Origin of the sequence: Nocardioides bizhenqiangii, assembly GCF_034661235.1 — a bacterium.
Classification (GTDB): domain Bacteria; phylum Actinomycetota; class Actinomycetes; order Propionibacteriales; family Nocardioidaceae; genus Nocardioides; species Nocardioides bizhenqiangii.
Map to the genome: position 1 here is coordinate 4,111,485 of NZ_CP141059.1, position 23,150 is coordinate 4,134,634.

Here is a 23,150-nt window from a genome sequence, read left to right on the forward strand (position 1 = left end):
ACGACGCCAGGGGGAATCATGAAGATGCGGGGACGGCACAAGTCCGAGTCCGCGGTGGCGGTTGCGCCTTCCGACGCCGACGACGAGCGACTGGCCGGCCTGCTGGTCGCGGCCCGGCTGGTCGAGCCCTACCAGATCGACGCGGCCCGGGCGGGTCAGGACTCGGGAACGCTGGCCGAGAAGCTGATCACCGCCGGCGTGGTCGGTGACGACGCCATCGCCCGCACCCTGGCCGACCACTACGAGTGCGTGCTGCTGGACTTCCGCGACGTGAAGCCCGAGTCCGAGGCACTGGCTCTGCTCACTCCCGAGCAGGCGCGGACGCTTCGCGCGTTGCCACTCACCACCGATGGGGACGCGGTCACGGTCGCCGTCCTCGACCCGTCCCCTCCGCGGGTCGAGGCAGTGGCGGCCGTCGCCGGTCGTCTCGTCGTCCCCGCCGTTGCCACCCACCGCGACCTCGACCGGGCACTCGACTCGGCGTACCGCGCTACCCGCGACGTCGGCAGCCACGTCCAGGCCTACGAGGCGCGCGACCAGCTGCGGCGAGAGGCCGCCCAGTTCGACGCGGCCGGCGCCAGTGAGGATGCGCCGGTCGTCCGGGTCGTCCAGATGGTCATCACCCAGGGCTTGCGAGACCGAGCGTCGGACATCCACATGGAGCCGTCCGGGGACCGGATCCGGGTGCGCTACCGCATCGACGGCGCACTGACCGACGTGCTGGACCTCCCGGGCTCCATCGGCCCGGCGATCGTCAGCCGCGTCAAGATCCTCAGTGGCATGAACATCGTCGAGCGGCGCCGGCCACAGGACGGCCAGATCAGCATGGAGATCGAGGGTCGCGAGGTCGACATCCGGGTGTCGACCACGGCAGTGATCGGCGGCGAGAAGGTGGTCATGCGACTGCTCGACAAGAGCCGGCCGCTCTTCCAGCTCGAGCAGCTCGGGATGGCGCGGGAGGTCGCCGAGCGCTACAGCGGGCTGATCCACTCGCCGTACGGCATGGTGATCTGCGCCGGCCCGACCGGCGGCGGCAAGACCACCACCCTCTACGCGTCTCTCGGCGAGCTCGACAGCCCCGAGCGCAACATCATGACGATCGAGGACCCGGTGGAGTACACCTTCGACTCGATCAACCAGATCCAGATCAACGAGCAGGCCGGCATCAGCTTCGCCGGCGGGCTGAAGTCGATCCTGCGACAGGACCCCGACATCATCCTGGTCGGCGAGATCCGGGACGTCGACACCGCCCGGATCGCCGTCCAGTCGGCCCTCACCGGCCACTTCGTGCTCTCCTCCCTACACGCCACCGAGGCGGTCTCCGCGCTCTACCGGCTGCTCGACATGGGCATCGAGTCGTTCCTTATCGCGTCGTCGGTCACTGCTGTCGTCGCTCAACGGCTGGTGCGGCGCAGCTGCACGTCCTGCCTGGAACCGTACGAACCATCGGCCGAGGAGCTCGCGTTCCTTCGCACGTTCGGGTCTGCGGAGCCGGTGAGCGGTTTCGTGCACGGGGCCGGCTGCAACATCTGTGCGCAAACCGGCTTCCTCGAGCGGATCGGCGTCTACGAGCTGCTCGCGGTCACCGACGAGGTGCGCGAGCTGATCGTCGACCGGGCTCCGCAGGACGAGATGCGCAAGGTCGCCCAGCACCAGGGCATGCGCACCCTGCAGGAGCAGGCAGCAGATCTGGTCCTCGCCGGCACCACGACCGCCGCCGAGGTCATGCGCTCCATCTACGTGGCAGGAGTGTGAGATGCCGAAGTTCGCCTACGTCGCGGTGACACCGGACGGCCAGCAGGTCAAGGGCAAGACCCGGGCCACCAGCCGCGGCGACGCCGAGGTCGCGCTCTACGGCAAGCAGCTCCGGGACCTGCGGGTCAAGGAGAGGACGAGCGTCCTCAAGTACGAGATCAGCGGCCCGCGGATCAAGAAGGCCGACGTGATGCACCTGTCGCGGCAGATCGCGGCCTTCCTCCGAGCCGGGCTGCCGATCCTCGAAGCCGTGCACACGATCGGCGCCGAGAGCGAGAGCTCCTCGGTGCGCCGCATGATGAACGACATCGAGGACGGGCTTCGGACCGGGGAGCGGTTCTCCGACTGCCTCGAGCGCTATCCGAAGGTGTTTCCGGGCTTCTACCGCGGCATGGTCCGCTCCGCCGAGCTCACCGGCGAGCTGGACACCGTGCTGGCGCGGCTCGCGATCTACATCGAGCGCGACCTCGAAGCCCGGCGCAAGATCAAGGCGGCACTGATCTACCCCGCCGCCGTCGCGGTGATGTCGGTGGTGACGGTACTGGTGCTCTCGATCTACGTGCTGCCGAAATTCGCGGACTTCTTCGCTGACCTCGACGCCGAGCTGCCGCTGCCCACGCGGATGCTGATGGCGGTCACCGACTTCCTCGGCAACTGGTGGTGGGCACTCGCCGGTGGGCTCGGACTCTTCATCTTCCTGGGGTTCCTGATCACCCGGTTCCAGTGGGGCAAGTACGCCCGGGACGCGTTCATCCTCAAGGTTCCGATCCTGGGGGAGACGATCCGCTACTCGTTGGTCGAGCGGTTCTGCCGAGTGCTGTCCTCGATGGTCGGCGCCGGCGTCAACCTCACCGAGGCGCTCGCGGTCACCACCGATGCGCTGCGCAACCGGGTCTTCATCAAGCGCCTCGGCGAGGTCTCCGACGCGATGCTCGAGGGCGAGGGCATCTCCGGACCGCTGGCCCGGACCCAGCTCTTCCCCGGCACGGCTACCCAGATGCTGCGCGTCGGCGAGGAGACCGGGTCCCTCGACGACCAGCTCCGGGTGACGGCTGAGTACTACGAGGTCGAGCTCGACTACAAGATCAAGAAGCTGACGGCGATCTTCGAGCCGCTGGTCATCGTGGTGATGGGCGGAATCGTCGGCTTCGTCGCCGTTGCACTGGTGTCCGCGATGTACGGCATCTTCAACCAGGTGGAGATCTGATGGTCGAAGTCACCCGCCTGCGCTCGGCAGCGCGTTCCGATGTCGGAACGTCGCTGGTCGAGACGCTGGTGGCGCTCGTCATCCTCAGCATCGCAGCAGTTGCGATCCTGGCCGGGCTGCAGCTCAGCGTGGTCACGTCCGACGTCCATCGGAAGCAGAGCTCGGGCGGTGCCAACGTCCGGGGGTACGCCGAGAAGATCGAGCAGTACCTCAACACCACTGCCAACTACGTGCCGTGCGCCGGCGCCAACGCCTACAGCCCTGGCACGGTCGGCTACACCGTCCCCGCAGGGCACAACGCGCAGCAAGCCGCGGCCGTACCGCTCGTGGGGAACGGCACCGCTGCCGCCTGCCCTGGCGGCGACGACGGTGTCCAGCGGCTGCGCCTGACGGTTGCCAGCTCGGACGGCCGGGCGACCGAGACGCTCACCATCGTGGTGCGTCGCAGCTGCGAGGCGGGGACGGCATGCGCGTGATCCGGCGCCTGCGCGCCCTCGGACGACGGGACGACGGCTTCACCCTCGTCGAGATGATCGTGAACGTCGCCATCATCGGCGTCATCGCCTCGGCTTTGGCCGGCGTCGTCATCAGCTACCTGAAGACCACGGCCGCCACCGAGTCGCGACTGGTCGAGTCGCACGACGTGCAGTTCGCCGCGGCGTACTGGCAGCGAGACGTCGCCAGCATCGGAGTCCGCACCTACGACTCCGGGACCAAGACCTTCCCGCTCCAGCAGTCCGTCAACGTCACCCCAGCCTGCAGCATGCCGGCCGGCACGACCACGGTGGTGACGCTGGCCTGGAGCGAGTACACCGACCTCGACTCGACCGCGGCGCCGACCACGATCACCGTGTCGTACGTCGCCGAGCCCGACGCCGGCGGCTACAACTTGCTTCGGGTCCGGTGCACCGGGTCCACCAAGGACTCCCAGTTCGAGGTGACCCACAGCCTCAACGCCCTTCCGACCGCGACCTGCAATGTCGCCTGCACGAGCGCACCCGATGTGCCGACCGTCGTCGAGCTCCACCTGTCGGTCCGGGATCCGGACCGCAACGGCGGCACGGCTCTCACCGCCACCCTGGCGGGCGAGCGGAGGCAGACATGATCCGCCGACTCCACCGCCGATTCCGCCGGAGCGACGAGAGGGGTGCGCTCCTCATCATCGCCATCATCATCATCACGGTTGTTGCGCTCGTCACCGGTGCGCTCCTGACGCACAGCGAGACCAGCCTCCGCGCGACCGTCACGCTGCGCGACGTCGCGCGGGCGGCGTACGCAGCCGACGGGGCCGCGCAGGTGGCGATCAACGACCTCAGGACCGGGTACAACGTGGGTAGCGGCGAGCCCAACCCGTGGTACTACACGAACGCGGTAGGTACGGGGTGCTTCGGGTACGACGGCACCGGCGGTGCGACGACGCCCAAGGACACCCTGATCCTCGACAACCTGATCCCGAAGCAATCAGGTGAGACGCAGAGCGTCATGTCGGCCGCGGTGCAATGCACCCCCGAGGACGCCACGGGTGAGCAGGGATCGGCGGTGCCGATCAACAACGCCAACAAGCCCGGCAATGCCATCCTGACGTTGGGGACTGGCGGGGAGAACGGCTTCGCGTTCAAGACCAACGGCTCCGGCGCTGCCTTCCGGGTACGCGGCGGGGTCTGGTCCAACAGCAACATCTTCCGGGACAACAACGGCACCCTCGAGTCGACCGAGAGCATCCGGGCCGTCACCGGCTGCACACCCGCAAACGCCATGGTGGCTCCGATCGTCAACTGCAATGCGAGCGCCGCTCCGGACCCGAACTACCCCAGCGATCTCGACATCGCCGGCACCGGGATTCCGGCCCTGCAGACCCCGCCGCTCAGCTGCCCGAACGGCGGCACGGTGACGCTGTCGCCCGGCTACTACGACGACGTCAACAAGCTCAACGCGCTCACCGACACCAATCAGGACTGCTTCATCCATCTGCAGCCCGGGACCTACTACTTCGACTTCCACAGCAGCAGCGACCCGCTCTACGACTTCGACATCACGGGGAATGCAGGCAGCGAGTGGCGGATCGGCGGCCGAAAGACGCTTGTCGCCGGCACCCTCACCAGCGACACCTCCGTGCCTGGGCGGTGCGTCAACCCGATCGACGACGTCAACGCGAACGGTGTGCAACTGATCTTCGGCGGCGACAGCCGGATGGTCATCAATGCGAACGGTCAGGCGTCGGCCGTCGAGATCTGCGGCAGCTACCACGCCAGCCGGCCGCCGATCGCGATCTACGGACAGAAGACGGGGACAGCAGTGCCGACCACCCTCAGCGGCGGCACGGCGCTCACCACGTCCGGAACGCCGACCGTGACACCGGCTGGCACGGACAATACGTTCACTGGCGCCACGGCAGCTGCTCTGCAGGACCCGGGCAATGGCGTCGCGACCTGGTTCCGCCCCAGCGGGGGAAACCCCAATGTGTCACGCACCATCACGATGAATGGATTCGCGCCCGGCACTGCGTTGCCCAAGGGCACTGTGGTGACGGGGGCACAGCTCATCGTCCGCCACAAGGCCGCGCAGAACAACGCCGGCACCGCATCGACGATCACCATGACTCCGACCACACCCGGGAGCACCGCGCTCGGTGCCATCACGCTGCAGCGTCCGGGCTCGCTCACCACGCAGACGATCAACCTCGCCACCGATTCGAGTACGACTGCGCAGTACGCCTCGCTGCAGAAGCAGATTCACGACAACGGTTACAGCGGTGCGAACTTCGACTTCACCGCCTCAATCGCGAGAAACCTGGGCAACACCGCGACCGCGGAGCTCGATGCCGTTCGGCTGGAGCTCACCTACTACGTACCCCAGCTGCGCGGCCAGACGACCGCCGCGATCCCCGGCAACACGGTCGCGACTGTCGGTGGCGCCCCGGTCATCCAGGCGCTGGGCAACTCGACGACGCTCTACATCCAGGGCACGAGCTATGTCCCGCTGGCGAAGATCGACCTGTCACTCAACAACATCGACGAGTCCGTCTTCAGATTCGGTGTGATCGCACGGTCGCTGGTCGTCTTCGAGACCGGCTCGTTCAGCTATCCGGGCGCGGTCATCGAGCTGCCGGACAACTCGCCTGGCTTCGGGTTCGAGCGGACGATCGTCCAGCTGGAGGTCTACCTGTGTCCGGGTGTGGCCAGTGGATGCACAACGTCCAACGGGGAGCTCACGCTGGAAGCTAGGGTGGAACTCCACGACGACGGCGGGACACCCGGACCGCCACATCGAGAAGTGACCGTCCTCAGCTGGAGCCACAAGCGCTGACCGAGATACCGACCTTCGTCGTCGCCATCTTCGCCGCCGTCCTCGGGTTGGCGGTCGGCTCGTTCCTCAACGTGGTGATCCACAGGGTGCCGCGCGGCGAGTCAGTGGTCAGTCCACCTTCGGCTTGCCCCTCGTGCGGCGCCCGGATCCGGAACCGGCACAACGTCCCGGTCCTCGGGTGGCTGGTGCTGCGCGGCCGCTGCTACGACTGCAAGGAGCCGATCAGCCCGCGCTATCCACTGGTCGAAGCCGGCACCGGTGTGCTGTTCGCCCTCACAACGATCCGGTTCGCCAACGACCTGTCGGCGCTGCCGGCGTACCTGTGTTTCGTTGCGATCGGGATCGCGCTGGCGCTCATCGACCTGGACGTGAAGCGGCTGCCCAACGTGATCGTGCTGCCGTCGTACCCCGTCCTCGCCGTGCTGCTCGCGATCGACACCGACCCGGATGCGCTGCTCCGCGCCGCAATCGGCGCTGCAGCTCTCTTCGGGTTCTACCTTCTCGTGGCCCTGGCAGCGCCTGGCGCGATGGGGTTCGGTGACGTCAAGCTCGCGGGTGTGGTCGGCGGGATGTCCGCGTACCTGTCGTGGGGCACGTTCCTGGTCGGTGCGTTCCTCGGATTTCTGTTCGGTGCACTTGCCGGCCTGATGCTGATCGCGGCCGGACGGGCAGCGCGCAAGACCGCGCTTCCGTTCGGCCCGTTCATGATCCTGGGAGGCATGACGGCGGTCCTCGGTGCCGGCTACCTCGGCGACTACTACCTGGACTCCATCGGGTTCTGATCGCGCTGGCCGGCCGCGGCCTTGTTTCGAGAGCTCCCTCGCACCTCAACCAGGGGCGATGAACTCGTGACCCGGCGCGCGTCTGCTCGTTGACAGAGCGTCGACAAACACCACACCCGCGGTTGGGCCCGCGGGTGGTCGACAGTTCCATCGACGGCGCTCCGCGAAAGGGGGACGACGTGTCCGACGTGCGCATTCAATGGCTGCGAACGGCCGCGACGTCGCTCCGTACAGCGCTCACCGCCGCGGCTTTGACCCTGCTGCTGGGGTTCGGCGCTGCCAGCGTCCTCAGCGCACCGCAGCCGCCCGCGGCACAGGTCGATCTCTCCGCCGAGGACGAGCCCACCAGCCGGTTGATGGAGCGGCACCAGTGCTCGACGACCGGCTTCGAACCCGGCGTCATCCCCGCGACCGCCATCATCCGCGACCAGGCGGGCCGCACCCGGTTGGTCTCCTTCGAACAGGGCTGGGCGGTCTTCAACGACGAGCGCCCGGGCGAGCTGGTCGCCGTCTGCCTCGGTCGTCCGCGCGCCGGCGGCCGCTAGCCGCTCCGTCGTCCCTAGGACGCGCCCTTCGCGCCGACTGCGCCGGCCAGCCGGTCGACCGGCACCGTCGGGTCGAGCACCAGGTCCATCTCCCGTGCCTGGCCGTCGATCTGGTACCAGATCCAGCGGCTCAGCATCTCGGTCAGCGCCCGTGGGCTGACGGTGCGCTCGGGGCGTCGTACCCACTGGTTCACGCTGCCGCGGACCTGACCGAGCAGGCCGACCACGAGCAGGTCCAGCGTGGTGAGCTGATCGTCGTCCAGCTCGTGACCGAGGATCGTCGCGCCGGCCTGGAAGAGCGTCGATACGTCGCTGCCCAGCTGGTCGACCGCGCGATCCAGCTCCCCGGGCTGCCCGTCGCCGAGCGCCCGCTGCGCCATCTCGTGGAGGTGCGGGTGCTCGGCCACCCAGTCGACGTAGCCGCCCACGATGCTGTGGATGATGTCGTCGATGCTGCCGGTGAGGACCAGGGTCGAGTCGAGGCGCTCGCGGATCATCCCGACGATGTGGAGCTGGACGGCCCGGTTGAGGTCGACCCGGTTGCTGAACAGGCGGTACACGACGGTGCGCACGAGCCCGGCGCGTTCGGCGATCTGCTGGACCCGCAGCTCGCTGCCGAGCGGCCGCTCCTCGATGAGGTCGATGGCCGCCTCGAGCACGTGCAGCCGCCGTTCCTCGTTGTGACCGGCCCACCGCAGCTGCCGGCCGTCGAGACCGGGGACGCGGGGCACCTGCGGCATGGCCTGAACTGTATCCCCGCGACAGCTCCGCGACCGGGCGCGGGACTTCCGCGAAGTGAGGTGCGATCGGCTCCGGCTCAGGCGACGTCGGCGACGGTCGAGCGCAGGCCGTGCGACGAGCCGAGCAGCAGGGCGTCGACGACGCCCTGGACGTCGTCGGCCATCGGGACGTGCCCGCTCCCCTCGAGCCAGATGTGCTCGGCGCCGGGAAGCTGGTTGCGCGCCCGCTCGCCCTGGTAGGGCAGCAGCACCCGGTCCTTGGTGCCCCAGGCGATGGTCACCGGGATGTCCGCGGCGATGTCGGCGTCGAACGGAACGCCCTCCTTGAAGATCCGCTTCAGGGCAGGGCGGGCAGCCACCATGCAGCTGAGGTCACCGAGGAAGTTCTCGGCGTCGACCCGGTCGCCGTGCGTCATCAGCGAGGCGAGCAGCACCTTGCGCGCGAACGCCGAGCGGGCGAGCGTCGGCGCCGCCGGCTTCACCACGCGCGCGGAGGCCTGGAGCGCCGCGAAGTGGGCGCGGATGTAGAGGAAGTCGAGGTCGCCCTTCCAGAAGCCTGCGGGCGAGAGGCCGGTCGCGCTGCTCACCAGTCCGTCGGCGGCGGCCTCCAGCGCGATCCGCCCGCCGAGCGAGTTGCCGGCGATGTGGGGACGGTCGAGGTCGAGCTCCGCGAAGAGCGCGACGAGCTCCTCCTGGAGTACGTCCTTCACCGAGCGGTCGTCGGCGACCAGGTCCGGCGACTCACCGTGGCCGGGAAGGTCGAACAGGATGACCTCGCGATGCTCGGCGAGCTGCTCGGTGACGGGGTACCAGGCCTGGCGGCGGTGGCTGATCCCGTGGACCAGGACCAGCGGTTCGCCGGATCCGAAACGTTCGTACGCCAGCATCCGCTCTACCGCCTCCGGGCAACGCTCGCCCCGTTGTGAGCACCGAGTTACCTGTACACGTTGTACAGGCTTACCGGGAGATGTCTACCGGGTCGCCCCGCAGGCCCGCGAGCGAATGTGACCCAGGCCACCCGGGGCCTGGGTCACACCCGCCGGCCCGGGGTCGGCACGTGGGGAGAGGCGTGGTGCTCCTTCCATCCGCTCACCGGCGTTCCGGGCCCTAGACTGACGTCCTCGGATGCACGTCGGCGCGCAAGGACGTCGAGTGCTGGCGTACCCACGGCTGTCTGTGGCTGGACGGCGGAGGCGGACCGCGATGGCGACGACGAGGTCTACGGCGTCGGTCCGGGGTGCGCTCCCGGCCGAGCTGACGAGCTTCGTCGGCCGGCGCCACGAGCTGAGCGAGACGCGGCGGCTGCTCGCGAGCAGCCGGATCCTGACCCTGACGGGCGCGGGCGGGGTCGGCAAGACCCGGCTCGCGCTGCGGATGGCGGCCGAGGTCCGACGTACCTTCCCCGACGGGGTCTGGTTCGTCGAGCTCGCCGCCCTCCACGATCCCCAGCTGGTACCGCACACCGTGGCCAACACCCTCGAGCTGCGCCAGGTCTCGGCCGACCCGGCCAGCGACCTGGCCGCCTACCTGGAGCCGCGACGGCTCCTGGTGGTGCTCGACAACTGCGAACACCTCACCGACGCCTGCGCGGTGCTGGTCAGCAAGCTGCTGGCAGCGGCTCCCGATCTGCGTATCCTCGCCACGAGCCGCCACGTCCTCGGCGTCGAGGGCGAGCAGATCCTCGCGGTGCCGCCGCTGAGCACGCCGGCCGCCCAGGTCACGGCCGGCGACGCCGCCCACTACGAGTCGGTGCGGCTGTTCCTGGACCGCGCAGCCGCCGTCGCGCCGGACTTCGAGGTCGCGGACGGCAACCGCGACGCCGTGGTCGAGCTGTGCCGGCGGCTCGACGGGATCCCGCTGGCCATCGAGCTGGCCGCGGTCTGGCTGCGGACCCTGTCACCGGTGCAGATCCTCGACCGGCTCGAGGACCGCTTCCGGCTGCTCACCAGCGGCCGGTCGGCGGTACCAGCGCGGCACCAGGCGCTGGACGCCGCCGTCGGCTGGAGCTACGAGCTCTGCTCTCCGGCCGAGCAGCTGCTCTGGGAGCGGCTCTCGGTCTTCTCGGGAGGCTTCGACCTCGAGGCGGCCGAGGAAGTCTGCAGCGGAGAGGGGCTTCCGACCGCCGACGTCCTGAACCTCGTCGCGAGCCTGGTGAACAAGTCGATCGTGATCCGGATCCAGGCGACGAGCCACACGACCGCGTGGTACCAGATGCTGGAGACCATCCGGCAGTACGGCGAGGAGCGGCTCGCCGCCGGCGCGATGCGTGACCTGAGGGTCAGCCACCGCAACCACTACCGGTCCCTGGCGGAGCGGTTCGCCGCCGAGGGCTTCGGTCAGCACCAGGCGGACTGGTACATCCGCCTGCGGCGCGAGCAGGGGAACTTCCGGGCTGCCCTCGAGTTCGCCCTCGAGGACCCGGGCGAAGCGGCGGCCGTCTTCGACATCGCCGCACCCCTCTGGAACTTCTGGTTCGCGGGCTTCCTCCGCGAGGGGTACCGCTACCTGACGCGGGCGATCGACGTTGCCCGCGAGCCCACCCCGGCCCGCGCCCACGGGCTGTGGGCAGCCGCCTACCTGGCACTGATCGCCGGCGACCTCGGCCGGACGGGCACGATGCTGGCAGAGGCGTCCGACCTCGCCGAGCGGTTCGACGACGACCTGCTCCGGGCGCGCATCGCAGAGCTCCGCGGACACTCCGTTCTCTACCACGGAGACCTACCTGCTGCGATCGCGCTGCTCGAGGACGCCCGTGCCCGCTTCCGCGCGCTGGACGAACCGGTCGGCGAGTTCGACACCCTGGTCCTGCTGGCCGCGGCCACGTTCTTCTTGCAGGATCCACGCGACGGCGAGTTCAGCCAACAGGCGCTGGCGCTCACGGAGCAGCACGGTGCGTTGTCGTCGAAGGCGTACGCACTCTGGTGCGTCGGCATCGCGAGCTGGCGCGCGGGCGAGTATCGCCGGGCCGTCGACAACCTGCGGGAGTGCGTGCGGCTGTTCCAGCCCCTGAACGACCTGACCGGCATCGGGTTCGGCGTCCAGGCGCTGTCATGGTGCGCGGCGTCGACGTCTCCTGACGAGCGAGCAGCTCGACTTCTGGGAGCATCCCACGCGGTCTGGCGGATCAGCGGCGCGAAGATCGACGAGACCAGCCCCTACAGCCAGGTCGAGAAGGGGTCGCAGGAAGCGGTGGCCGCGGCCATCGGCGCGGCCGCCTTCGAGCGCGCGTTCGCGGACGGGGCGTCGTACTCGCTCGACGAGGCAATGTCGCTCGCAATGGGGGACGACGCCGGCGCAGAACCCCCGACGAGCGCCCTTTCCGGTCGGGGCGGAGCGGAGGCTCCCGGCGGACTCACCAGACGGGAACGGGAGGTCGCGGAGCTGCTCGCCGAGGGCCTGAGCAACAAGGAGATCGCGGCGCGACTGGTGATCTCCCAGCGCACCGTGGAGACCCACGTCGAGCACGTCCTCGGGAAGCTCGGCATCAGCTCCCGCGCCCAGGTCGCGAGCTGGGTCGCCGAGCACCTGTCGCGCTGACCCCCGAGGCGCGTCCGACGTACGTAGTGCCGGCATCTCCGTACCGATCCCCGTATCTGTCCGGATGCCCGGACCGGCTGGCGGCGCAAGGCTGGGCGCGACGCCGTTCCCCCACCCCCGAGGTCCCCCGATGTCTGCCGAGCCGATCGCCATCCCCAGCCACCGCGATCGGTCACGCGACTCCCGAAGGTGGTGGCGGAACGGCGTCGTCTACCAGGTCTACGTCCGCAGCTTCCAGGACTCCGACGGCGACGGCATCGGCGATCTCGACGGCCTCCGCTCCCGGCTTCCCTACCTGCGCAGCCTCGGCATCGACGGGATCTGGCTCAACCCGTTCTACCGGTCGCCCCAGCACGACCACGGCTACGACGTCAGCGACTACCAGGCGGTCCACTCCGAGTACGGCGACCTGGTCGCGTTCGACCGTCTGGTGCACGACGCGCACCGGCTCGACATCAAGGTCATCATCGACATCGTCCCCAACCACTGCTCGGTCGAGCACCCGTGGTTCACCGCCGCGGTGGCCGCCGGTCCGGACAGCCCCGAACGGGCCCGGTTCCACTTCGCCGACGGCCGCGGCGAGTACGGCGAGCTGCCGCCCAACAACTGGCGCTCCATCTTCGGCGGACCCGCGTGGCACCGGATCAGCGAACCCGACGGCTCGCCGGGCCAGTGGTACCTCCACGCATTCGCCCCGGAGCAGGCCGACTTCAACTGGGCGAACCCCGACGTCGCCGAGCACTTCGAGGACGTGCTCCGGTTCTGGCTCGACCGCGGCGTGGACGGGTTGCGCATCGACGTCGCACACGGGCTGCACAAGCTCGAGGGACTGCCCGACCACCCGTTCGCCATCGACGACGAGCTGACCGGCGACCCGATCAACCCGCACGCCTGGAACCAACCCGAGGTCCACGACGTGTGGCGCCGCTGGCGGGCGCTCGCCGACGAGTACACCGAGGAGACCGGATGCGAGCGGGTGCTGGTGGGCGAGGTCGGCCTGCTCGACACCGCCGAGCTCGCCGCGTACCAACGCCCCGACGAGCTCCACCAGTGCTTCTTCTTCGAGTTCCTACGGGCTCCGTGGGACGCGCAGGCGCTCTCCGAGGTCATCGAGCGCGGCCTCGACACGGTCGCCGCATGGGACTCCCCCGTCGCGTGGGTGCTGAACAACCACGACATGCCGAGATCCGTCACCCGCTACGGCGGAGGATCCCCTGGAGTCGCCCCAGGCGACATCGACCTGGGATCCAGGCGGGCCCGAGCGGCCGCCCTGCTCATGCTCGCACTGCCGGGCTCCGCGTACCTCTACCAGGGCGAGGAGCTCGGTCTGCCCGAGGTCACCGACCTCCCGGACCACGTGTTGACCGACCCGATGTTCCACCGCACCAACGGCGCGCGCCGGGGGCGCGACGGCTGCCGCGTCCCCCTGCCCTGGGCGGCCGGACAGGACTCCTTCGGGTTCTCCCCCGTCGGCGCGCACGCCGCCACGTGGCTGCCCCAGCCCGACTGGTTCGCCCACCATTCCGTCGACCGGCAGCTCGAGTCCGGCGAGTCCATGCTCCTGTTCTACCGTCAGGCCATCGCCCTTCGACGACGCGTTCCCGCCCTGTCCTCGGACCGGTTCCGGTGGCTGTCGACCGAGCCCGGCGTGCTCGCGTTCACGCGTGGCGACGGCGTCGCCTGCATCGTCAACTGCTCCGCTCGTCCGGTCTGCGCGCCCGTCGGCTCACAGCTCCTGATCGGCAGCGATCCCGAGGTGGGGGAGAAGTTGCCCCCGCACACGGCCGGGTGGTTCGTGCTCGAGGTGACCCGATGAGCAACCACCCGCGTCCGGTCCTGCTCGGCTACATCCGGGCGGACCGCCTGTCGAACGGCACCGGGATCCAGCGGGCGGAGGCCGAGCTCGCCACCTTCGCGCACCGCGAGCAGTTCAGCCTCGGGACCGTCTACGTGGAGCAGGGCAGCCCCGCCGGAGTCTTCCACGCGCTGATGGACGAGCTGGCCCGCGACGAGGCCGCGTGGGGTCTCGTCGTCCCCGACCTCCGCCACCTCACCGTCGTCGAGCACCTGGTCCTGAGGAGGAACGACGACGGGCGGACGCCGGTCGTCGTCGCGAGCCACCTCGCCGCGGCTGGTCACGGGAGCCATCCGGTCCCGGACCACGGTCTGCAGACCAACCGGGGGTCGTCGTCATGATGTGGCACTCGGTCACCGTCTCGTCCGACGAGCTGAACATGCTCGTTGTCGCCATCGCATGGGGAGGCGGCACCATCACGAGCAGCGCCCCGTGCCCGGACGGCGTCCGGGTCACCTACGTGACCGACCAGCCCGGGCCGCTTCCCGGCCCAGGGTGATCGACACGGCCATCGAGAGAGTGGTCGCTGCCGCGGGTCAGCGCGTCAGCGCTGCGCTCCCCACAGCTTCGCCTCTCGGCGGCCGAGCGGGATCCCCGCACGGTCGCCGTCGCTGACCTTGTCGGCAGGCAGCTCGATCCCGCGGACGTGGCCGATGCCGACCAGGATGCCGCCGCGCGGGAAGTAGGCGAGCCAGTCGATCCTGTGGCGGTGCACCCGGATGACGACCGAGTCGTGCGGGAACACGCGCGTCCTGCCGTCGGGCCGTTCCTGACGGAAACTTCCGTAGAGGAACCGGACGACGCGGGAGTTGTCGTTGCTCACGCGCAGGAGGCCGGGACGGTCCAGCTTGACGACCTCGATCGGGTGCAGCTCGCGGAAGGAGATCGTCAGGGTCGCCGGCACCAGCGTCTCGAAGTCGCAGACGTAGTAGTGGATGACGATGTCCTCGCCGGGGTCGTCACCGGTGGCCACGAACAGCTTGTTGTCCTCGACGCCGGCGAAGTACTCCGCGTCCTCCGGTCCATCATCCACGCGGCAGATGGCGAGCTCGTCGCCATCCGGGTCGGAGTCGTTGGCGAGCACGTCGATCGTCCGGAACTGGTTGGGATACATCCACTTGTGGTCGTCCTGGACGACCGGGGGCGCCGCCGCTGCCGGTGCCGCGAGCGTCACCCCGACACAGGCGGCGAGGGCGAAGACGACGGCGACGGCGCGGAGTCCGCGAGATGCTGGCATGGCGACAACCTAGGTGCCCTGCCACCCGGCCGTCGGGTTTCGACCGAACAGCGCTGGAACTTCTGGCCTAGAACGTGTTCTACTGCGGTCGTGACCGCGAGCCACGACATCCTCGGCAGGACCGTGACCATGCCCGTCGACGTACGCGACGGATCGAGCGCCACGGTGATCTTCGACGTCGCGCTCGACGCCGCCCGCTCCCTCGCCCCGCCCGGATTCGAGGTCACCGAGTCCGCGCCCGGGCGGGCGCAGGTCGCGCTCGCGCTGATCGACTACCGGGACAACGACCTCGGCTCGTACCTCGAGGTCGGCACCATCCTGTTCGTGCGCCCGGAGGGCGGCGGCGAGGACGGGACCTTCATCACCCACCTCCCGGTGACCGAGGAGTTCACCTGCGTGGCCGGCAACCGGATCTGGGGCTTCCCCAAGTCGGTCGAGCAGATCGAGGTGACCAACACCGACACCACCAGCCGCTGGGTCCTCACGATGGACGGCCAGCTCGTCGTCGACGTCACGGTGCCGCGCGGTGGTTCGGACGAGATGCCGCCGCTCCCGATGGCGGCGTACACCCTCATCGACGGCCGCCCGCACGTCACCCGGTTCACCCAGGGCGGGAGCGGCAGCGGAGTGCACCTCGGCGCCGACGTCGCCCTCACCCTCGGCGACCACCCGATCGCCAAGGAGCTCGCCTCGTTGAGCATCTCGCCCGAGTCGGTGGTCCTCAGCACGTGGACCGAGCGGATGCAGGCGCGCTTCGAGGAGCCCGTCCCGCTCTGATGCCTTGGGGGCGAAAGCAGTGATCCCGCCCGGACGCACGTCCTGACGGGATCTCTGACTGGCGGTGGCGGTGGGATTTGAACCCACGGTGGGTTGCCCCACACATCATTTCGAGTGATGCACCTTCGGCCGCTCGGACACGCCACCGCCGGGAAGGTTACCGGAGCAGGTTCGTGTGGTTGAAATCGTGCTGGGAGGACGTTCAGGCCCGGCGGCCCATCATCCCGAGCAGCCGCACGAGCGGGCTCGCGTCGTCCGGCACCGGCACGACCGGACCGAACGCGTCGCCGCGCTGGTCGGCCGTCTCGGGGGTGGAGAACGGCTCGGCGAAGGCCATGCAGGCATGGACGGCCGCATCGTCGGCCTCGAACGGGCGGCCGATCGCCGTCGCCAGGTCCCAGCCGTGGACGACGACCTCGTTGAGCGCGACCGAGGCCGCGATCGGTCCGGGCATCGTGACCCCGCCGGCGGTGGCCTCCCCTTCGTACGCCGCCGGGTCGTCCCACGCCTCCGCCAGGTCGGCCAGGTCCCGGTCGATCCGTTCGCGCCATCCGGGCTCGAGGCGCGAGGCGTCGCCGCTCCCGCCCTCCTCGGAGCCGGGCACCGGCAGCTTGCGCGCCGCACCGGTGAACGCGATCGCGAGGCCACCGATGTGGTCGAGCAGGTCGCCGACCGAGTAGTCCGGGCAGGGCGTCTGCGCGGTGAGCTGGTCGTCCGAGACGGACGCGACCAGGCCGCGGAGGTTCGTGACGGCAGGGACGAGGTCGAGGGTCTCCATCTCCGTGCAGACCTCAGGTCGGGTCCGGACTCATCGGTGAGCCGGACGCGACGTCGAGAGCGCTGTCGGTGGCCGTCGCTAGCGTCCGCCCCATGACGCTCACCCTTGGCATGGTCACGACCGACACGACCGACCCGACAGGGCTCGCGGCTTGGTGGTCCGAGCAGTTCGGCGCAGAGGTTGCCGACCCCTTCGGCGGCACGTTCGTGCTGGTGTCGGGCGGCACCCTCCCCCTCACGGTCGCCTTCCAGCTGGTCGAGGCCCCCACCCCGGGCAAGAACCGGCTCCACCTCGACCTGACCGCGGCCGACCTCGACGCCGAGGTCGATCGCCTGCTGGCCTCCGGTGCTTCGCTGGTCGAACGCAGGGGTGACGAGAACTTCCGCTGGGTCACCCTGACCGACCCCGCAGGCAACGAGTTCTGCGTCGCTGCCGCCTCCGAGACCACAGGACTCGCCTGACCGAGCCGTCCCGACCTCGACCGCGCCACGTGGGCGCGGTCGTCGGTCGGTGACGGGTGGGTCGTCAGTCCTCCGTGGCGAAGGCCGCGTCGAACGCGGCCGCCGGAGCATCGAAAGCGAGCCGGCGTACGAACTCGAGCGCCTCGGGCGCACCCACGAGCCGGTCCATCCCGGCGTCCTCCCACTCCACCGAGATGGGACCGTCGTACCTGATGGTGTTGAGCATCCGGAAGCTCTGCTCCCACGGCACGTCGCCGTGGCCGGTGGACACGAAGTCCCAGCCGCGCCGGGGGTCGGCCCACGGCAGGTGCGACCCGAGCCGGCCGTTGCGGCCGTTGCCGACCTGCCGCTTCGCGTCCTTGCAGTCGACGTGATAGATCCGGTCGCGGAAGTCCCAGAGGAAGCCCACCGGGTCGAGGTCCTGCCAGACGAAGTGGCTCGGGTCCCAGTTGAGCCCGAACGCCGGCCGGTGCCCGATCGCATCCAGCGCCGCGTGCGTCGTCCAGTAGTCGTAGGCGATCTCCGAGGGGTGGACCTCGTGAGCGAACCGGACGCCGCACTCGTCGAAGACGTCGAGGATCGGGTTCCAACGGTCGGCGAAGTCCCGGTAGCCAGCGGCGACCATCTCCTCCGACGCCGGCGGGAACATCGCGACGTACTTCCAGATGGAGGATCCGGTGAACCCGACCACGGTAGAGACGCCGAGCCGCTCCGCGGCGTGGGCGGTCGCCTTCATCTCCTCGGCCGCGCGCCGGCGCACCCCCTCGGGGTCGCCGTCACCCCAGATCCGAGCGGGCAGGATCGCCTGGTGCCGGGCGTCGATCGGGTCGTCGCAGACCGCTTGCCCCTTGAGGTGGTTGGAGATCGTGTAGACGGACAGCTGGTACTTCTCGAGGACGTCGAGCTTCGCGCGGACGTACGCGTCGTCCTCCGCCGCCGCCCAGGGGTCGAGGTGGTCGCCCCAGCACGCGATCTCGAGGCCGTCGTACCCCCATTCCGACGCCAGCCGGGCGACCTCCTCGAGTGGCAGGTCGGCCCACTGGCCGGTGAAGAGCGTGACTGGTCGTGGCATCGTCGTCCTCCTGTTGTCGATCGTTGCTGTCCTGCGATGCGCGGCCGACGCCCGGGACGGAGCGCGCTGCCCCGGGCGTCGACCGCAGGAAGCGGGTAGGTCCGCTCCCTTCGTCCGTTGCCGACCACCGACACCCCGGCCCCCTTGAGGGGCCGCCCTTCGGGGGACCGGGCGCGCTCGACCGCTGGTGCGGCCGGCACACGGTCGGGGTCATGACGGACATCTCCTCATCCCAGCCTCAGAGCTGACTCCTGAGCACCTGGGACAGATCTCTCAGGGCTACCCGCGCCGGAGGGTCCGACGCGTGACCGGCCAGCTCGGTGAAGGCACGGAGCGTCAGGCGCGCCTGCCGCTCCTCGCCCTGGTCATCGGCCCGCTGGGCCGCGGTCAGGAGGCCTCTCATCTCCTGTGCGACCGCGTCCTCGAGGCGGTCCTCGCCCGCCAGCCGGTTGACCAGCTTCCGCCCACCGGCGTAGCTCGCGACGACGTGGAACGCCGTCCGCGTGACCGTGACGTTGCCGGCCTGGTCGGTGACCTTGACGGCCAGCAGGTGCCGACCGGTCAGCAGCAGGATCGCGTCGAGGGTGTACGGCGCGGAGATCACCTGCCCGTCGACCCGCACGACCTGATGGGCGACCCCGGAGGTGGTGTCCTCGGGGGTGATGAGCACACCGCGCCTGGCGGCCACGTGAAGCTCGTCTCCGGGGGTGATCCCGGCCACCGCGACCGATGGTGCCGTGGCGTCGACCTTCACGGTGACCTCTGCCGGCTCCGACTGGTTGCCCTCGGAGTCGGTGGCCCGGAACTCGACCGTGTGCTCACCGTCCTGGTCCACCACCACCGGGTCGGCGTAGGCCCCCCAGTCGCCACCGTTGATGCGGCGCTCGACCTCCAGGGCGCCGGCACCGCCGCTCGCGGTGGCAGTGACGGTCACCGGTGCGCGGTACCAACCGTTCGCCCCACTCGGAGCCTCGGGCGACAGGGTGGCCTCGACCTCCGGCGCCTCCGACTCGCACGGGGTCGCCGTGTCATCGGGGGTGAGCAGGAAGTAGTCGAAGTGTGCCGTCAACGGAACCGCCGCCGCCTGGTTGGCGAGTGCGAACAGACCCATCCGCGGCTCGTTGATGCCGCTGAGCGAACGGGTGCCGTTGACCTCCACGTAGTCCTGGCCGTCACGGCTGTACGACGCGGTCACGTCGAGACCGTTGCTGCTCGACAGGCGCAGCCACACCGTGCTGGGGAAGTCCGCCCCCAGACCTGCGCTGTTGGTCTCCGTGGCGGTCCCGGCCAGCTCGGACGCGAACTGGATGATGTTGGCCGACCGGTTCGGAGTGTTGCTCCGACCCTGGAGGGACAGCTTCATGTAGTTGTCGTCGTCGCCGTACAGGATCAGCCCGGCCTGCTGGTAGGCCCGTTCGGCCTCCAGCGTGACCTTCGTGGTCATCGTGAAGGCACCACCAGGAAGGTGCTGGAGCACGATGTTCGGTGTCTGCGTACCGCCGCTTCCGTAGATGTCGGTCGCCGTCAGCGGGATGTGCAGCTGGCTGTCCGACACCGTCAGCTCCGAGTTCACCCGCACCGAGGAGTCCCAACGGTCCAGGTCGAGCGCGGTGCCCACGAAGTCGTCGGACCGGCCGGTGAAGCAGGTCGGCAGGTCCTCCTGGACGGTGATCGTGACGGTCTTCGTCGACGTCGCCCCGCGGGAGTCGGTCGCGGTGACCTTCGCGTCATAGACGCCGGGCGCCGTGAAGGTGTGCGTCGGGTTGGCACCCTCGGCCGTCCCTCCGTCACCGAACACCCAGTCGAACTCGATCGGGGCGTCCCCGTCCGGGTCGGTCGCATCGGCACTGAACGAGACCTCGAGCGGCGCCGGACCCGACACCACGTCGGCCGTCGCCGTGAGGTCCGGGCGACGGTTCTCGGTCACGCCCCGTCCCTGGAACTCGATCCAGTTGACGTTGGACCCGCCGGCCGTCTGTACGAAGTACAGCGGGCCGCTCTCGGTGTGGTCATCGACGACGTCCGCCGGGATCGTCTGGTAGCTCTGCCACCCACCGGTGTTCGGCACCGCGATCGTCGCGACGACCGGACCGTCGGGGGCGCCGGAACGGACCTCCCAGGTCGCGCCGCCGCCGTTCGGCGACGCCGCTCGCAGGGCGATCGCGTCGATGTTCGTCAGGTTCATGACGTCCCACGCGATCCAGTCGCCGGCCTCGATGAATCCGATGTTCTGGCCGCCGCCCTGAGGGTCGCCCGTCATCTCCGTCGTCACACCGGGATCACCGGTGGACGGCGAGCCTGCGAGCCGACCGGTCTCGTCGAAGAACTCAGCCTCCTTGCGCTTGGTGTGGACGACCACGGTGTCCCGACCGGTCAGCTCGGAGGCACCCTCGGCGCCACCGTCGGTGTAGGTGGCGGTGATGGTGCCGAAGATGTCGGCCCCGACGTGTCCCTCGTCCCCGGCCAGCGGGATCGTGCCCTCGCACCCGTGGTACAGCTCGTAGCCGTGCGAGTGCTCGTCGTGACCGAGCGCCGGCTGGACCACGACGTTCTCGCAGTCGATCTCGCCGTCCTCGGCGTCGGTGACCTCGACCCGGTAGTCCATCGTGTCGCCGAACTCGAAGAACCCGCCGTCGACAGGAGCGACCAACGTGACCTCGGGTGCGGTGTTGCCGACGACGATGTCGATGTTGGCGACGCCGGTGCGGTCCGCCTCATCGGTCACCGTCAGGCGGGCGGTGTAGTCCCCCACGTCGTCGTAGGTGTGTGAAGCCGACTCATCGGTGCTGTCGACCGTGCCGTCGCCGTCGAAGTCCCACGCGTACGTGAGGGACTCGCCGTCGGGATCGGTGGATCCCGATCCGTCGAACTGCACGGTGAGCGGAGCCGGTCCCGAGGTCTGGTCCGCGGTCGCCCGTGCGACCGGTGCCCGGTTGCCCGACACGTAGTCGATCCGGTAGATGCCGGAGTCGGTGTTGTTGCCATTGAAGCCGCTGCCCCACTCGATCAGGTACAGCGCGCCGTCCGGTCCGAACTGCAGTGCGTGCGGACGGGTCATCTCCAGTCCGGGAAGCAGCCGGGTGACGTCGGCGACCTCGGTGTGGTCGTCGTTCATCTGCACCTCGAAGAGCCGGCTGTCGTTCCAGTCCGCCCAGATCGCCTTGCCGTCGAAGTACTCCGGCCACTTGCGGTCCGACGCCGAGTCCTCGTCGTAGGCGTAGGTGCCCGACGTCATCGGCGCGCCGCTCCCGCCGATCTCGGGGGTCCCGGTGGTGGACTTGCCCTGCCACAGGTCGGCCGGGATCGCCGGCGGCAGGTCCACCAGGCCGGTGTTGTTCGGCGAGTTGTTGACCGGCGCCGAGCAGTCGAAGGCGGGCCCAGACGTGCTGGTCGCGAAGTTGTAGTCGCTGTAGGGCGTGTTGTCCGCCACGCAGTACGGCCAGCCGTAGTTGCCGGGCTCGGACAGGATGTTCCACTCGACCCGCCCGTCCGGACCCCGGTTCGGATTGACCGAGCCCGCGTCCGGTCCATAGTCGGCGACCAGGATGTTGCCGGTCTGCTCGTCCAGACCGATCCGGAACGGGTTGCGGAAGCCCATCGCGAAGATCTCCGGACGGGTCAGCGCAACGCCGTCGGCGAAGAGGTTGCCGTCGGGGACGTCGTAGCCGCCGCCGGCCAGGGGCGTGATCCGCAGGACCTTGCCGCTGAGGCTGTTGGTGTTGGCGGAGGTGCGTTGCGCGTCCCAGGCAGCCCGGCCGGCGCGCTCGTCGATCGGCGCGAACCCACCCGAGTCGAACGGGTTGGTGTTGTCACCGGTGGTGATGTAGAGGTTGCCGTCGAGGTCGAACTCCAAGGCGCCGCCGGCGTGGCAGCACTGCTGGCGCTGGACCGGGATGTCGATCACGACCGTCTCGCTGTCGAGGTCGAGGGTGTCGCCCTCCATGGTGAAGCGCGAAACCCGGTCGATGGGCTCGGCACCGGCAGGCGAGTGGTAGAGGTACACCCACCCGTTGGTGTCGAAGTCGGGGTCGAGGGCGATGCCGAGCAGGCCGAACTCCTGGCCGGTGTAGACGTCGAGCTCGCCGGCGGTGGTGACCGCGCCGTCGGGCTTGATCACCTTCACCTCGCCGTTGCGGTCGACGTAGACGACCCGCCCGTCCGGAGCGATGGCGAGCTCCATCGGGTTCGCGGTGTTGTCGTCCAGGGCGATCTTCTCGAAGCTGCCCTCCAAGGTGGCGGCGCAGTCGGCGTCCTGCACGCCGGCCGCAGTCCTGATGCCCCCGAGGATGTGGTCGAGGAACTCCGGCTCGGAGTAGGACGCGTCGGTGTGGCCCATCCCGGTGTACCAGGAACGTCCGCCGTCGTAGTCGCGGCACCAGCTGATCGGGTGCTCGGCACCCATGGTGCCGCCGGAGTAGCTGGACTCGTCGAGCGAGGCGAGCACGTGCACGTCACCGCGCGGGTTCGACTGGTAGTTGTACCACTCGTCGGTCCGGTCCCAGCGGGCCGGAAGACCGCTGGTGGACGGGTGCGCGTGGTCGTCGACCTTCACCGTCGCGCCGGGTGTGCCCGGCGGGTGGTTCTGGAAGTACGCGCCGACGAGCTCGCCGTACCAGGGCCAGTCGTACTCGGTGTCGGAGGCAGCGTGGATGCCGGCGTAGCCGCCACCGTTCTCGATGTAGCGCTCGAAGGCGCCCTGCTGCTCCGCGTTCAGCACGTCACCGGTCGTCGACAGCCAGATCACGACCTCGTACTGGGCGAGGTTCTCGTCGGTGAACGCGGTCGCGTCCTCCGTCGTGTCGACGGTGAACCCGTGGTCGGATCCGAGCTGCTCGATCGCTGCGATGCCCGCCGGGATCGAGCCGTGGCGGAAGGACGCGGTCTTGGAGAAGACCAGGGCGTCGAACGGCTCGGTCTCCCCGTGACCGTCGTGCGCCTGTGCCGCCGGCGCGAGCGCAGTGGCGACCGCCAACGCGCCGAGCGGTAGCGCGACGAGGCTGGCTAGGGACGACGCGAGCACGCGCCGCGCTCTGGTTGTCCGTTTCGTGATGATGGTCATCACGGCTCCCTTCGAGATGGATCCGTGCGCTCCGCTGGT

The 23,150-nt window shown here is 69.6% G+C and carries 19 protein-coding genes and 1 tRNA gene; 13 read left to right on the forward strand and 7 right to left on the reverse strand.

Annotated elements, in window-relative coordinates; genetic code table 11:
* Positions 1–18 precede the first annotated feature (18 nt).
* The 7 genes from SHK19_RS20015 (at position 19) to SHK19_RS20045 (ending at position 7,595) form a co-directional block, all read left to right on the forward strand.
* Positions 19–1,755: a GspE/PulE family protein gene (locus tag SHK19_RS20015; RefSeq protein ID WP_322937269.1), complete on the forward strand. Its 1,737-nt coding sequence runs from the start codon at positions 19–21 to the stop codon at positions 1,753–1,755.
* 1 nt (position 1,756) lies between these two features.
* Entirely contained in the window at positions 1,757–2,962 is a 1,206-nt protein-coding gene (locus SHK19_RS20020) for a type II secretion system F family protein (protein ID WP_322937270.1), read from the forward strand.
* The gene (locus SHK19_RS20025; RefSeq protein WP_322937271.1) at positions 2,962–3,438 is read left to right on the forward strand and encodes a type IV pilus modification PilV family protein; all 477 of its coding nucleotides are present in this window, start codon (positions 2,962–2,964) and stop codon (positions 3,436–3,438) included. Before SHK19_RS20020 ends, SHK19_RS20025 begins: the two co-directional genes overlap by 1 nt.
* On the forward strand, positions 3,429–4,067 hold the full coding sequence (locus SHK19_RS20030; RefSeq protein WP_322937272.1) for a prepilin-type N-terminal cleavage/methylation domain-containing protein: 639 nt from the start codon (positions 3,429–3,431) through the stop codon (positions 4,065–4,067). The genes SHK19_RS20025 and SHK19_RS20030 overlap by 10 nt, the downstream gene beginning before the upstream one ends.
* Complete coding sequence (locus SHK19_RS20035; protein WP_322937273.1) at positions 4,064–6,268, forward strand: hypothetical protein; 2,205 nt, start codon at positions 4,064–4,066, stop codon at positions 6,266–6,268. The genes SHK19_RS20030 and SHK19_RS20035 overlap by 4 nt, the downstream gene beginning before the upstream one ends.
* 86 nt (positions 6,269–6,354) lie before the next feature.
* Positions 6,355–7,050 carry a prepilin peptidase gene (locus SHK19_RS20040; protein ID WP_405030515.1) on the forward strand — a complete coding sequence of 232 codons (696 nt, stop codon included), beginning with the start codon at positions 6,355–6,357 and terminating at the stop codon, positions 7,048–7,050.
* 179 nt (positions 7,051–7,229) lie between these two features.
* Positions 7,230–7,595, forward strand: a complete 366-nt coding sequence (locus SHK19_RS20045) for a hypothetical protein (protein WP_322454638.1) — start codon at positions 7,230–7,232, stop codon at positions 7,593–7,595.
* Between the two features lie 14 nt (positions 7,596–7,609).
* Here SHK19_RS20045 and SHK19_RS20050 read toward each other — a convergent pair whose 3' ends face one another.
* Positions 7,610–8,335, reverse strand: a complete 726-nt coding sequence (locus tag SHK19_RS20050; RefSeq protein ID WP_322454637.1) for a TetR/AcrR family transcriptional regulator — start codon at positions 8,333–8,335, stop codon at positions 7,610–7,612.
* A gap of 77 nt (positions 8,336–8,412) precedes the next feature.
* Positions 8,413–9,222: an alpha/beta fold hydrolase gene (locus SHK19_RS20055; protein ID WP_322454636.1), complete on the reverse strand. Its 810-nt coding sequence runs from the start codon at positions 9,220–9,222 to the stop codon at positions 8,413–8,415.
* Between the two features lie 316 nt (positions 9,223–9,538).
* Between SHK19_RS20055 and SHK19_RS20060 the strand changes: the two genes are divergently transcribed.
* From SHK19_RS20060 to SHK19_RS20075, 4 genes are all read left to right on the forward strand, one after another.
* On the forward strand, positions 9,539–11,872 hold the full coding sequence (locus SHK19_RS20060; protein ID WP_322937274.1) for a LuxR C-terminal-related transcriptional regulator: 2,334 nt from the start codon (positions 9,539–9,541) through the stop codon (positions 11,870–11,872).
* 130 nt (positions 11,873–12,002) lie between these two features.
* Positions 12,003–13,688, forward strand: coding sequence for a glycoside hydrolase family 13 protein (locus SHK19_RS20065; RefSeq protein ID WP_322454634.1), 1,686 nt, complete (start codon positions 12,003–12,005; stop codon positions 13,686–13,688).
* Positions 13,685–14,068 (forward strand): hypothetical protein, encoded by a 384-nt coding sequence (locus SHK19_RS20070; protein ID WP_322454633.1) that lies wholly within the window; start codon positions 13,685–13,687, stop codon positions 14,066–14,068. Before SHK19_RS20065 ends, SHK19_RS20070 begins: the two co-directional genes overlap by 4 nt.
* Positions 14,065–14,226, forward strand: a complete 162-nt coding sequence (locus tag SHK19_RS20075; protein ID WP_322454632.1) for a hypothetical protein — start codon at positions 14,065–14,067, stop codon at positions 14,224–14,226. Before SHK19_RS20070 ends, SHK19_RS20075 begins: the two co-directional genes overlap by 4 nt.
* 45 nt (positions 14,227–14,271) lie before the next feature.
* Here SHK19_RS20075 and SHK19_RS20080 read toward each other — a convergent pair whose 3' ends face one another.
* Positions 14,272–14,964, reverse strand: a complete 693-nt coding sequence (locus SHK19_RS20080; protein WP_322454631.1) for an Ig-like domain-containing protein — start codon at positions 14,962–14,964, stop codon at positions 14,272–14,274.
* Positions 14,965–15,054: 90 nt separating this feature from the next.
* Here SHK19_RS20080 and SHK19_RS20085 point away from each other — a divergent pair, with 90 nt between their 5' ends.
* A complete protein-coding gene (locus tag SHK19_RS20085; RefSeq protein ID WP_322454630.1) occupies positions 15,055–15,741 on the forward strand; it encodes an acetoacetate decarboxylase family protein in 687 nt (228 codons plus the stop codon).
* Positions 15,742–15,800: 59 nt separating this feature from the next.
* Here SHK19_RS20085 and SHK19_RS20090 read toward each other — a convergent pair.
* Positions 15,801–15,888: transfer RNA gene (locus SHK19_RS20090), tRNA-Ser, on the reverse strand.
* 55 nt (positions 15,889–15,943) lie between these two features.
* Positions 15,944–16,519: a TIGR03086 family metal-binding protein gene (locus SHK19_RS20095; protein ID WP_322937275.1), complete on the reverse strand. Its 576-nt coding sequence runs from the start codon at positions 16,517–16,519 to the stop codon at positions 15,944–15,946.
* A 92-nt stretch (positions 16,520–16,611) separates the two neighbouring features.
* Here SHK19_RS20095 and SHK19_RS20100 point away from each other — a divergent pair, with 92 nt between their 5' ends.
* Complete coding sequence (locus SHK19_RS20100) at positions 16,612–16,980, forward strand: VOC family protein (RefSeq protein ID WP_322454628.1); 369 nt, start codon at positions 16,612–16,614, stop codon at positions 16,978–16,980.
* Between the two features lie 64 nt (positions 16,981–17,044).
* Here SHK19_RS20100 and SHK19_RS20105 read toward each other — a convergent pair whose 3' ends face one another.
* Together SHK19_RS20105 and SHK19_RS20110 are read right to left on the reverse strand one after the other, a co-directional pair.
* Entirely contained in the window at positions 17,045–18,052 is a 1,008-nt protein-coding gene (locus SHK19_RS20105; RefSeq protein WP_322454627.1) for a sugar phosphate isomerase/epimerase family protein, read from the reverse strand.
* Between the two features lie 238 nt (positions 18,053–18,290).
* Positions 18,291–23,111 carry a ThuA domain-containing protein gene (locus SHK19_RS20110; protein WP_322937276.1) on the reverse strand — a complete coding sequence of 1,607 codons (4,821 nt, stop codon included), beginning with the start codon at positions 23,109–23,111 and terminating at the stop codon, positions 18,291–18,293.
* Positions 23,112–23,150: the final 39 nt, after the last annotated feature.